The sequence below is a fragment of the Halorubrum sp. AS12 genome (assembly GCF_051122765.1).
Classification (GTDB): domain Archaea; phylum Halobacteriota; class Halobacteria; order Halobacteriales; family Haloferacaceae; genus Halorubrum; species Halorubrum trapanicum.
Genome location: NZ_CP185385.1, coordinates 828,950 through 841,022 on the forward strand (window position 1 = coordinate 828,950; position 12,073 = coordinate 841,022).

Below are 12,073 nucleotides of genomic sequence, written 5' to 3' on the forward strand. Positions count from 1 at the left end.
ACGGCGACGTCGGGCGAACCGCTTTTGCCGATTCGACGCGCACGAACGATCATGCTCGATTACGTCGGACTGGAGGACGACCTCGACGAGGAGGCACGGCTAATCTGCGACACCGCCCGCCGATTCGTCGACGAACAGGTCCGCCCGGAGATCGGCGACCACTTTCAGGAGGGAACGTTTCCGACGGACCTGATCCCCGAGATGGGCGAACTGGGCTTCTACGGCTCGAACCTCGACGGCTACGGGCTGCCGAACGTCTCCGAGACCGCCTACGGGCTGTTGATGCAGGAGCTGGAGGCGGGCGACTCCGGGATTCGGTCGATGGCCAGCGTCCAGGGGGCGCTCGTGATGTACCCCATCCACGCGTACGGGAGCGACGAACAGAAGGAGCGGTGGCTCCCCACGCTCGGGACCGGCGAGGCGGTCGGCTGTTTCGGGCTGACGGAACCCGAACACGGCTCCGACCCCTCGGCGATGGAGACGCGGGCGGACCGCGAGTCGGGGACCGACTCGGACCGGAGCGGCACGGCCGCAGAGCGCGACGGCGACGGCTACGTGCTCAACGGCTCGAAGACGTGGATCACGAACGCTCCCATCGCGGACGTGGCGGTCGTCTGGGCGCGCGACGCTTCGGCCGAGGGGACGCCGGTCCGCGGGTTCCTCGTCGAGACCGACCGCGACGGCGTCACCACGAACGAGATCGACGACAAGCTCTCGTTGCGGGCGTCGATCACCGGTGAGATAAGCCTCCGGAACGTCTACGTCCCCGAGGAGAACGTCCTGCCGGGCGTGAGCGGAATGAAGGGACCGCTGTCGTGTCTCACGCAGGCGCGCTACGGGATCGCGTGGGGCGCGGTGGGCGCGGCGCGCGACTGCTTCGAGCAGGCCCGCGAATACGCGCTTGACCGCGACCAGTTCGGCGGCCCGATCGCGGGGTTCCAGCTCCAACAGGAGAAGCTCGCGGAGATGGCCACCCAGATCACGACGAGCCAGCTGCTCGCCCACCGGCTCGCGGAGCTGAAAGAGCGCGGCGAACTCACCCCGCAACACGTCTCGATGGCGAAGCGGAACAACGTCCGGATGGCGCGCGACCAGTCGCGGATCGCCCGCGAGATGCTCGGCGGCAACGGGATCACGACCGACTACTCGCCGATGCGACACATGGCGAACTTCGAGACCGTCTACACCTACGAGGGGACCCACGACATCCACACGCTGGTGCTCGGCGAGGATCTGACCGGTATCGCGGCGTTCGAGTAGGGAGGGCGGCCGACGGCGGGGCGAGAATCGAAGGGAGGCGAAGCGGGTCGAACGCGGAGCCTATCGCTCGTCGAGGGGGACGAACTCGGCGTCCTCGGGACCGGTGTACCGGGCGCGCGGGCGGATGAGGCGGTTGTCCTCTTGGTACTCCGCGACGTGGGCGATCCAGCCGCCGACGCGGCTCATCGCGAAGATGGGCGTGTACATGTCGACGGGGATGCCGAGCGAGTCGTAGACGGAGCCGGAGTAGAAGTCGACGTTCGGGGCGATCCCCTTCTCGATGAGCCCCTGATCCGTGAGGTACTTCTCGATGGCGGTGGTGTAGTCGAGCCACTTGGTGTCGCCGGACGACTCCGAGAGGTCGCGGAGCTTCTCTTCGAGGATCTTCGCGCGCGGATCTTTCACCTTGTAGACGCGGTGGCCGAACCCGGGGATGCGCCGCCCCTCGTCGCGGGCGTCTTTTACCCACTGGACCGGGTCCTTCGAGGAGGCGTCCACCTCGTGAAGCACCTCCATGACGTCCTGGTTAGCGCCGCCGTGGAGCGGCCCGGAGAGCGCACCGATACCGCCGGTGACGCCGGAGTAGACGTCCGCCATCGTCGACCCGATCACCATCGCGGTGAACGTGGAGGCGTTGAGTCCGTGGTCGGCGTGCAGCGTGAGCGCCATGTCGAACGTCTCCTCGCTCACGGCGTCCGGCTCGGTCCCGGTGAGCATGTAGAGGAAGTTCCCGGCGTGCGAGAGGTCCGGATCGGGCGCGACCGGCTCCTCGCCCTGCCGAACGCGCTCGAACGCAGCGAGGATCGTCGGGATCTTCGCCGTGATCCGGCGGCCCTGACGGAGGGCGCTCTCGCCGTCGTCGCCGCTCTCGTCGTCGTCCGGGTCGTACGCGGACAGCATCGACGTCGCGGTCCGGAGCGCGGCCATCGGTCGCTCGCCGGCGTCGGCGAGCGCGTGGACCGTCTCGACGACGTCGTCGTCCACCTCGCGCTCCGCCGCGAGGTCGGCGGCGAACGCGTCGAGCTCGGCTTCGGTGGGAAGAGAGCCGTGCCACAGCAGATACAGCACCTCCTCGTAGCTCGCGCCGCGCGCGAGGTCCTCGATGTCGTACCCGCGATACACGAGCTTCCCGACCTCGCCGTCGACGTAGCTCAGATCCGACTCCGCGACGAGGACGCCTTCAAGCCCGCGTTTTAACTCATCGGCCATACCACGTCGTTCCGACCAACGGCAAAAAAGCGTTATCTTTCAGGAGGAATACGATACGTCGATCGTGGTACGCCGCCGCGTCGAACGACGACGTGACAGGGTTCGGAAACGTCTGCGGGCGGGCGCGTCCCGGAGTCGCGTCGCCTCAGCGGGCCGGAACGACCGTCACCGTCCGGTTTCGGTCGATCGCGTCCTCCAACTCCTCGGCGATGGCGGAGCCGCGGGAAACCTGGACCTCGCCGCCGCGGCCGACGGTGGCGGTGAAGAGGTACTCGCCGTCGGCGCGCACCTCGACCGTCTCGCCGACCCCGTCGTCGACGTCGATGACGACGTGCCGCGAGGTGATCTCCGGCGCGACCGCCGTCCCGCGCTCAGCGCCGACCTGTCCGTCGCCGCGGCCGTTCTCGGCGGCGCCGCCCGACGGACCCGATCCCGACCCGCCGGGCTTCTCGTCGTGGGTGCGCACGTCGATGTCGATCCCGAGGCGGTTCTCGATGTCGGCGATGCGGCCGCCGCCCTTCCCGATCACCGTCCCGATGTCGCCCTCGGTGACGTAGACGACCGCCTCGTCGTCGCCGTTGAGTTCCACGTCGACGCGGCCGTGCGCGACCGACTTGATCTCGCGTTCGATCTCCTTTTTGGCGATGCGGCCGACGCCGCTCTCGGTTTCCGCCTCGCCGCCGTCCTCGTCGAGCGGGACCGTGACGACCTGCCGGTTGAACGTGTAGATCTCGTACTCCGGCCGGCCGGTCTCGAAGTTCGACACCTGAATGACCGGGCGTGCGAGGTCCTCGGCGGTGAGTCCGGCGGGCACCTTCACCTCGGTGGTCACGTCATACACCGTGTGGACCTCGCCGGCCTCGATGTAGACGACGGTGTCGACAATCTGGGGGATCATCCCGAGCTCGACGCGGCCGACGAGCCGCTGGAGCGCATCGATGGCGCGGGAGGCGTGGACGACGCCGACCATGCCGACCCCGGCCATCCGCATGTCCGAGAACACCTCGAAGTCGTTCGTCTTCCGCACCTCGTCGTAGATGGTGTAGTCGGGCCGGACGAGGAGCAGCGAGTCGGCGGTGTTCTCCATCTCGCCGCCGAGCGCGCCGTACTGGGTGATCTCCGGGCCGACCTGGAGGTCCCGCGGCTTCTCCATCGTCTTCACCGCGTAGTCGCTGTCGTTCAAGAACTCCGCGACCGCCTGCGCGAACGTCGACTTCCCGGCGCCGGGCGACCCCGAGATGAGCACGCCGCGCTTCCGCTCCGTGAACCGGTCGCGCAGCTCGTCGGCGAACTCGTAGTCGTCGAGGGTCGTCTTCGCTATCGGTCTGACCGCGGTGATCTCGATCCCGTCCGCGAAGGGAGGTCGCGCCACGGCGATCCGGTAGTCGCGGAACTGGACGATGTCCATCCCGTCGTCCGACAGCTCGATGAAGCCCTCACTCGACTGGCGGGCGAGGTCGACGATCGAGTTGGCCCACTCGCGCATCTGCGCCTCGTCGGTCGGCTCCTCGTCGATCTCGACGTACCGCATCTCGCCGAGCGTCCCGCGTTTCGCCTTTGGGACGGTGTCGGTCTTGAGGTGGACCGACATCGTCTCGTCGGTAAAGAAGTCGCGGATCGGGAGGTCGTCGACGACGCCGCGGGCGACGGGTTCGACGTACTCGACGTCGAGTCCCTTCGCGCGGGCGACCTCGGCCTGGACCACGTCGCTCGACAGGAGCGTCGCGTCGTGGTCTGCGGCCAGGTCGCGGATCAGCGCGTCCACGTCGCCCTCGTGGGCGTTCGAGCGGGCGTCGCCGCTCGCTCGCTCGCCGACGTACCGCAGTTCGATCGCCCCGTCGTCGGCGTGGTCGGCGAGCCGCTTGAGCTCGCTCAGGCCGTCCCAGCCGGATTCGAGACCGTCGTTCGCCTGCGACTCCAGTTCGCCCACGACCGCCTCGGGGACGAACACGGTGACCGACTCGTAGGTCCCGTCCGCGACGCGTTCGGACACGCGGCCGTCGACGACCGCGCTCGTGTCCGGTACTACGTTCATACCGCAGATCGGTCCGGGAGGGGTATAAGGGTGTTCGACCGGGGGCGCTCGGTCGTCCGGGGCGGCCGCCACCGCGTCGGCTGCGGAGACGGGCTCCGCTCGGTCGTCAGGGCGACAGGACCCGCTCAGTCGTCCGCCGCGGCCGCCTCCGCCTCGGCGGCGGCGAGGCGCTCGGCGTAGGCGGTAAAGTTCTCGAACAGCGCCTTCGCCTCGCAGGCGGCGTCGTAGGCGTCGGGCGTGATCGAGTTGAGGACCGTATCGACGCGGGCGTCGCCGATCTGGTCGCGCTTGCCGTCGGTCACCTCGCGGGCGGTCTCGACGTCGTACTCGGGGTGGAACTGGACGCCCCAGCAGTGGCCGTCGCGGAACGCGTGGACGCCGCGGTCGTTCTCGGCGAGCAGCGTCGCGGACGGCGGGAGTTCGACCACCGCGTCGCCGTGGGTCGTGAAGGCGGTGAACGACTCGTCGATCCCGTCGAACAGCGGGTCGTCGCGCAGCCGGCGAATCTCGTTGTAGCCGATCTCGAAGCCGTCCATCCCGGCGACGCGGCCGCCGAGCGCCTCCGCGAGCACCTGATGGCCGTAACAGACGCCGAGCACCGGGACGCCGGCCTCGGCGGCCTCGGCAACGTAGTCGACGAGCGGCGGGATCCACGCCTCGTCCCAGTAGACCGAGGAGCGCGACCCCGTCACCACGACGCCGTCGAACTCGGTGTGGTCGGGGAGATCTCCCCCGACGGCGTCGAACTCGACGAGGTCGGCGTCGATCTCTCGGCGGAAGTTCCGACGGGTGTTCGCGCCGTCGTGGGCGGCGTTCAACAGGGCGAACCGAAGGCGAGTCATCGACCGAACGGAGACACGATAGTCACAAAACGGTTGCGGCGCCGGAGGAGCCGGCCGACGACGCGGACGCGACGTTCGTCCGGCGGAGAGCCGGGCCTACTCGAACGTCCCGCTCGCGCGTTCCGCGAGCCAGCCGACGAGCAGGTCGTTGACCGCGGCCGACGCCTCGACGCCGACGAGGTGTCGAGCGCCGTCGACGGTCGTGATCTCGCCGCGAGGAAGCCCCTCCGCGAGCGTCTCGCCGGCCGTGATCGGACAGACCGTGTCGTCGGTTCCGTGGACGACGAGCGCGGGCGTCGTGACCTCGAAGAGCGCGTCGGCCAGATCGAACCCCTCGACCGCGGCGCGGTGCGCCTCGTACGCCTCGCGGTCGGCGTCCTCCGCGACGCGCCACTCCGCGATCCGCGAGAGCGCGTCCGGGTGCGCCTCGCGGAAGTCGACCGAGAGCAGCCCGTTCAACGACCCCTCCACCCCGGCCGGGTCGTTCGGGTCGGCCCAGACGCCGTCGGAGTTGTACGCGTCGCCCGCGGGCGGGGTCCCGATCAGCGCGAGGCTCGCCGGCCGCGAGGAGGTCGTCGCGGCCGTCAGGGCGACCATGCCGCCGAGTCCGTAGCCGACGAGGTGGGCGTTCCGGACCCCCTCGGCCGCACAGACCGCCTCGACGTCGGCCGCGAGCGACTCGACCCGGTAGGGACCCGGCGGCGCGTCCGACCGGCCGACGCCGCGGGTCTCCGGCGTGATCACCGTGTGGGGGCCCGCCAGCGCGGCGTGTTGCCAGCCGAACTGCCACGCGCCCAGCCCCACGTCGCCGCAGAAGACGACCGCCTCGTCGGGGTCGCCGGCGTCGGGAGCGTCCACCTCGTACCGGATCTCGACGCCGGCGTTGGTCGCGCGTGGCATGGTGGACTCGCGGGGAAGGGACTAGGCCTCCTGGAGGCTGCGAAGGACATCCGGCGCCGAATCGAGCGCGTCGTCGAGCGCGTCTGCGTCCGGACCGCCGCCCTGCGCGAAGTCCGGCGGGCCGCCGCCGCCGCCGCCGACGCGACCGGCGAGCTCCGAGACGACCTGCCCGGCGTTCACGTCGACGCCGTCGGGAACGCCCACGACGAAGCTGGCAGAGCCGTCGGCGCCGCTGCCAATCACCGCGACCTTCCCGTCGTCGACGTGGGCGTTGGCGGTCGCGCGCAGCTCGTCGGCGTCGCCGTCGAGCCGCTGGATCACCGCGGTCGTCCCGTCGACCTCGACCTCCTCGACGTCGGCGCCGCCGGAGGCGCGCGCGGCCGCCAGCTCCTCTTTGAGCGACTCGATCTCCTTCCCTCGCGCCTTCCATTCCTCGAAGAAGCGCTCGGCGGTGTCGGGCACGTCGAGCGGGTCGACATCGAGCACGTCAGCGGCGTCGTACAGCGCGTCCTCCGTGCGATGGGTCGCCTCGACCGCCGCGGCGCCCGCCGCGAAGGCGATCCGCTCGACGCCGTCTTGGACAGGCTCCGTCTTCAGCACCTTCACGGCGCCGATCTCGCCGGTCCGGTCGACGTGGGTGCCCGCACAGGCCTGCACGTCGGCGTCGCCGACGTGGATCAGCCGGACGTTCGTTCCCGGCGGGACGCCGCCCTGGTACAGGTCGAAGCCGTGTTCCGCCTCCGCCTCGTTGCGGTCGGGCCACTCCTGGCGCACGGGGACGTCGTCGCGGACCAGCTCGTTGGCGACGCGCTCGATCGCCTTGACGTCCTCCCGGGTGATACGCTCGAAGTGGCGTACGTCGAGCCGGGCGGAGTCGGTCCTCTTCTGTGCGCCCGCCTGCCGGACGTGGTCGCCGAGCACCTCGCGCGCGGCGTGGCCGATGAGGTGGGTCGCGGTGTGGTGCGTCCGGAGTCGCTCGCGTCGGTCACCGTCGACCTGCCCCTTGACGAACTCGCCTTTCCCGGGGTCCGCGTCGGTGCGGTGGAGCACGACGCCGTCGCGCTCCTGGACGTCAGTGACATCGACGGTCGTCTCGCCCACCGTGAGCTGCCCCCTGTCGGCCGGCTGTCCGCCGCCCTCGGGGTAGAACATCGTCTGGTCCAAGACGACGTCGTACCCCTCCTCGGCGTCCAGCACGTCGAGCACGACCGCCTCGAACTCCGTGCGTCCCTGGTCGTCGTAGAACAGCTTCTCGGTCTCGGGGAGGTCGGCGAGCCGCTCGTCGCGCTCGTCGCCCGCCGCCGCGGCGTCGCCCTCCTCGTGTCTGTCGGCGACGAGCGCGTAGAAGTCGTCGGGCACGTCGACGGTCGCGCCACGCTCGTCGGCGATGTCGGCGACCATGTCGGGCTGGATCCCGTGGGAGTCGTACAGCTCGAGCAGCTCCGCGGTCGGGATCGGCTCGCCGGTGCCGGCGTACTCGTCGGCGAGCTGCTCGACCTTCCGGGCGCCGCGCTCCAGCGTCTCCTCGTACTTCCGCTCCTCACTGCGGACGATCTCGCGGACCGTGTCGCGGTTCTCGTAGCCGAGCCGCTCGGCCTGGATGTCGACCAGCTCGTCGAGGGGCGCGTCGACGCCCACCTCGTCGACGAGCCGTTTCATCCGGCGCAACACCATCCGGGCGAGGTAGCCCGTCCCGACGTTCGAGGGGACGATCTCGTCGCCGAACATGTACGCGAGCGTCCGCGAGTGGTCGGCGATCGCGTAGATCGATTCGAGCGGCTCCACCAGCTCTCGGAGCCGGTCGACATCGACGTCGAGCCGGTCGGCTATCTCGCCGCGCGCGGCCTCCACGTCGTCGACGTCGTCGATGTCGAGTCGGCCGGAGAGCTTCGCGGCGCGGTGGACGATCTCGCGTTCCGCCTCCGTGTGTTCGATCCCCGCGTTCTCCTTCAGGAAGTCGATCGCGTCGGGGTAGATCGCCTCGTACACCGTCGCGGTCCCCTGGCTCATCCACGTCCACCGCTCTAACCCGTACCCGGTGTCGACGATGTACGTGTCCATGAACGAGTACGTGTGCCCGTCTTTCATCTCGTAGTCGCCGTCGGGGTCCCGCTCCATGCACATGAAGACGAGCGTCGCCAGCTCGGCGCCCTTGTAGATGACCTCGATGGCGGGACCGGCGTTTCCGCCGCCGACCCACGGGTCCTCAATGTAGGTTATCTCCTCCAAATCTGCCCCGAGGCTCTCGAACAGTTCGTCGCAGTACTGGACCGTCTCGTCTTTCCAGTACACCTCGCCGTGGTAGGCGTACTCGTCTTCGTCGACCTCCTCGCGCGTGTTGAACGCGTGGTGGGCCATCATCTCGAACGCCATCGTGTGGCGGCCCGTCTTGCCGACATTGTCGATGTCCTGCATCCGAATACAGGGCTGGGAGACCGTCAGCGGGTTCGCCGGCGGCGGCGTCTGCCCGGAGGTGACGAGCGGCTGGAAGTCGTAGATGGACGCCTGCGTCAGGAGGACGTCGTCGCGCCAGCGGTTCGCGGCGACCGGGTACGGGTCGATCCGCTCGTGGCCGTGGTCTTCGAAGAAGGAGAGGAACGCCTCGCGCATTTCCGACAGCGAGTGGGCCTCCGGAAAGCCCGGATTGTCGATGAAGCTGTAGTCCGCACACGGCGGCTCACCGCACAGTTCGCGGTCGGCGTCGCGGGTCCAGAAGTGCGCGCCACAGGAGGAACACTCCTTCCGCTCGAACCCTTCCTCCTCGAAGTAGTCGAGACGGTACTCCGCTTCGAGATCGCTCATTACACGAACGTGGCCCGTGTTGCTCCAAAAGGGTTCCGGGGTCGCTCGTCGCCGGTCGTCGCGGGAACGCGACCCCGGCCACGGCGAGAACGCGAACACGTCCACGACGGGAACGCGACCCCGGCCGCAACGGGGGAGAGACCGACCGGTGGGAACGGGACGACCGAGTCCCGTGACCGGTAAGAAGACTTATACTCTCGGCGCGAGCTACCATTTACCATCGTGACTTCTGCGTTGGGCGAGTACGCGTCGGTTCTCGTGCTCGGCGACGACCCCGAACTCACCGGAGATATCGGGTCACGTGTCGAGTCCGACGGGAACGGCTCCGACGGCGACGGAACGTTCACAGTCGAGGCGCACGCCGTTACGCCCGACGCAGTCACCGAAGAGCGGATCGCCGACGTCGACGTGGCCGTCGTCGTCGACGAGGCGGGGCTGGAACGCGTCCGATCCGCCGACCGCACCGGTTCCGTGGTCGCGTACGTCGACGATCCGACGGGCGAGATCGCAACCGACTCGGTCGTGGACGCCGTCGCCGGAACGCCCGAGGCGCTCTCGGAGACCGTGTCGTGGCTGCTCACACGCGATCGGCGGTCCGTCACCCGGTCGGAGCCGACGCGGACGCCCTCGCGGATCGAACAGCTCAACGCCGGAATGACGGAACTGGCCGCCGTCAGGTCGGTCGACGAGGCGTACCGGGCCGCCATCGCGGTGGCCGAGCAGGTGTTCCCGGAGTACCAGTGCGTGGTGGCCGTCCGCGACGGAAAATGGGTCGAGCCGGTGGTCGCTTCCAGCGGGACGCCGGTCGAGGACTGTAACCGGGTCCGCGTCGACAGCGGAGTGATCGGACGAGCCATTCGGACCGGCGACACGTCGATCGCGCCGAATCCGAACCCCGAGAGCCGGTTCGACCCACTGCTCACCGTCCCGGTCGGCGACGACGTCGTCTTTCAGCTCGCCGCCGCAGTCGACGGGACGGACGAGTTCGACGACGCCGACCGCCGGCTGGCGGAGTTGCTCGGCTCCCACCTCGAGGAGACGCTCGACCGGATCGCCGTCAACGAGACGCTCCGGGCCGAACGCGACAGGCTCCTCGCGCTGTTCACGAACGTCCCGGACCCCGCCATCGCCTACGACTACGCCGACGGCAACCCGGTCGTCCGGCAGGTGAACGACGCGTTCGAAGACACGTTCGGATACGACGCGGACACGGTGCTCGGCGAGTCCATCGACGAGTACATCGTTCCGCCCGACGCCGAATCGGAGGCCGACGACCTCAACGAACGGTTACAGCGCGGCGAGAACGTCCGCCGAGAGGTGACGCGGACCACCGCGGACGGGCCGCGCCACTTCATCCTCCACGTCATCCCGATCCACCTCGACGCGGCGAACGCGGCCGGTTACGCCATCTACACCGACGTCACCGACCGACGCGAGCGCGAGGAGACGCTCAGACGGCAGAACGAACGGCTCGACGAGTTCGCGTCCATCGTCTCACACGACCTCCGAAACCCGCTGTCGGTCGCGGAGGGGTACGTCGATCTCGCCCGCGAGACCGGCGACATGGACCACCTCGACAGGGCCGCGGACGCGATTTCCCGGATGGACGAACTCGTCGCGGACCTCCTGTCGCTGGCCAGGCAGGGGCGGTCGGTGGGAGAGACGGAGTCGGTCTCGCTGTCCGATATCGCGCGCGAGGCGTGGGAGAGCGTCGACACCGACGGCGCGACCCTGAGCGTCGAGTCGGACGCGACCCTGGAGGCGAACCGCACGCGACTGCGCGAGCTGTTCGAGAACGTCTTCCGGAACAGCGCCGAACACGGCCGCAGCTCCCCGGACGACCCGCTCTCGGTCCGGGTGGGGGTTACAACTCGCCGTGAGGACGACGATACCGCCGTAGACGGATTCTACGTCGAAGACGACGGCCACGGTCTCCCGGAGGACGACATCGATCGGGTGTTCGAGAGCGGGTTCACGACCGACGAGTCGGGGACGGGACTCGGGCTCGCGATCAGCAAGCGCATCGCCGAGGCGCACGGGTGGACGGTCGCCGCGCGCGCCGCCGAGGACGGCGGGGCCCGCTTCGAGTTCCGGACGGCCTGAGTGAATCCGGGCCGCGCCGGTCCGAAACGACCTTACGCCGCGCGCTCGGCTCTCCGATATGGTCGAGAACGTCGTCTACCCCGCCTACTTCGACGCCGAGCTGTCGCGCTCGGAGGGACGCCGCGTCCCGATGGATCTGGCGGTCGAAGCGCCGACCGTCGACGAGATCGCGAAGGCCGTCCAGCAGGTCGGCTACGACGCCGTCGTCGAGCGCGACGCCACCTATCCGCGCGAGTTCGACGCCCGCGGCTCCGTGGCGGTCAAGGGTACCGAGGACACCGCGAAAAACGACCTCGTTCAGGCGATCGCCGCGTATCTCGGCGTTCTCCGGAAGTAACCGTGCGGCGCGTCGGCACCGTCGTCCGGACCGCCGGGGGGCTGGCGATCGCCCGCGGCGACCCCGGCGAAGACCCGCCGCGGATCGGCGCGAGCGTCGTCGACGAGTCGCTCTCGACGGTCGGCCGCGTCGTCGACGTGTTCGGCCCGGTCGGCCGCCCCTACGTGGCCGTCACGCCCGACGACCGCGTCGGACTCCCCGACCTCGTCGGCGGGAAACTGTACGCTCGGTGAGTCGGGGCGGCGCTACGCCTCGGTCGCGCTGACGCCGTCGCCCACGTCCTCGCTCTCGTTTCCGCCCAAGTCGAAGTCCGCGAGCGTCTTCTCCGTACGCGCGAGCCGTTCCGCGACGAGCAGCTTCTCCCGGCGTTGTAGCCGCTCCCAGTCGAGTTCCGCCGGCGGCGACGCCTCCAACGACTCGAACCGGTCGATCACGGTCTCGTTGGCGAACCGCTCGAAGGAGTCGCAGTTCGGGCAGGTCCGCGACAGGTGCGACACGTCGAACGACCGCGTGAGGACCTCGTCGAGACAGTTCAGACACCGGTAGGTGTGAGTCCGAGACACGAAACTACTGAGGGACCGAAGG

10 protein-coding genes are annotated in these 12,073 nt (G+C 69.4%); 4 read left to right on the plus strand and 6 right to left on the minus strand.

Annotated elements, in window-relative coordinates; translation table 11 throughout:
- The first annotated feature begins 51 nt into the window (after positions 1-51).
- A complete protein-coding gene (locus ACODNG_RS04190) occupies positions 52-1,260 on the plus strand; it encodes an acyl-CoA dehydrogenase family protein (RefSeq protein ID WP_434522550.1) in 1,209 nt (402 codons plus the stop codon).
- Between the two features lie 60 nt (positions 1,261-1,320).
- On the opposite strand, the gene citZ is transcribed toward ACODNG_RS04190, so the two are convergent.
- The 5 genes from citZ to alaS form a co-directional block, all read right to left on the minus strand.
- Positions 1,321-2,469: a citrate synthase gene (citZ, locus tag ACODNG_RS04195; RefSeq protein WP_434522551.1), complete on the minus strand. Its 1,149-nt coding sequence runs from the start codon at positions 2,467-2,469 to the stop codon at positions 1,321-1,323.
- Between the two features lie 145 nt (positions 2,470-2,614).
- A complete protein-coding gene (locus tag ACODNG_RS04200; protein ID WP_434522552.1) occupies positions 2,615-4,504 on the minus strand; it encodes a PINc/VapC family ATPase in 1,890 nt (629 codons plus the stop codon).
- Between the two features lie 125 nt (positions 4,505-4,629).
- A complete protein-coding gene (locus tag ACODNG_RS04205; RefSeq protein WP_434522553.1) occupies positions 4,630-5,346 on the minus strand; it encodes a type 1 glutamine amidotransferase in 717 nt (238 codons plus the stop codon).
- A 96-nt stretch (positions 5,347-5,442) separates the two neighbouring features.
- On the minus strand, positions 5,443-6,246 hold the full coding sequence (locus ACODNG_RS04210; RefSeq protein ID WP_434522554.1) for an alpha/beta fold hydrolase: 804 nt from the start codon (positions 6,244-6,246) through the stop codon (positions 5,443-5,445).
- A gap of 21 nt (positions 6,247-6,267) precedes the next feature.
- Positions 6,268-9,048: an alanine--tRNA ligase gene (alaS, locus tag ACODNG_RS04215; RefSeq protein ID WP_434522555.1), complete on the minus strand. Its 2,781-nt coding sequence runs from the start codon at positions 9,046-9,048 to the stop codon at positions 6,268-6,270.
- Positions 9,049-9,270: 222 nt separating this feature from the next.
- Here alaS and ACODNG_RS04220 point away from each other — a divergent pair, with 222 nt between their 5' ends.
- From ACODNG_RS04220 to ACODNG_RS04230, 3 genes are read left to right on the plus strand one after another with little or no spacing between them, the layout of a single operon-like run.
- Positions 9,271-11,151: an ATP-binding protein gene (locus tag ACODNG_RS04220; protein ID WP_434522556.1), complete on the plus strand. Its 1,881-nt coding sequence runs from the start codon at positions 9,271-9,273 to the stop codon at positions 11,149-11,151.
- Positions 11,152-11,209: 58 nt separating this feature from the next.
- Positions 11,210-11,488 (plus strand): signal recognition particle subunit SRP19, encoded by a 279-nt coding sequence (gene srp19 / locus ACODNG_RS04225; RefSeq protein ID WP_434522557.1) that lies wholly within the window; start codon positions 11,210-11,212, stop codon positions 11,486-11,488.
- Between the two features lie 2 nt (positions 11,489-11,490).
- Positions 11,491-11,721: an H/ACA ribonucleoprotein complex subunit GAR1 gene (locus ACODNG_RS04230; protein WP_434522558.1), complete on the plus strand. Its 231-nt coding sequence runs from the start codon at positions 11,491-11,493 to the stop codon at positions 11,719-11,721.
- 12 nt (positions 11,722-11,733) lie between these two features.
- On the opposite strand, the gene ACODNG_RS04235 is transcribed toward ACODNG_RS04230, so the two are convergent.
- A complete protein-coding gene (locus tag ACODNG_RS04235) occupies positions 11,734-12,051 on the minus strand; it encodes a hypothetical protein (RefSeq protein WP_434522559.1) in 318 nt (105 codons plus the stop codon).
- Positions 12,052-12,073 lie beyond the last annotated feature (22 nt).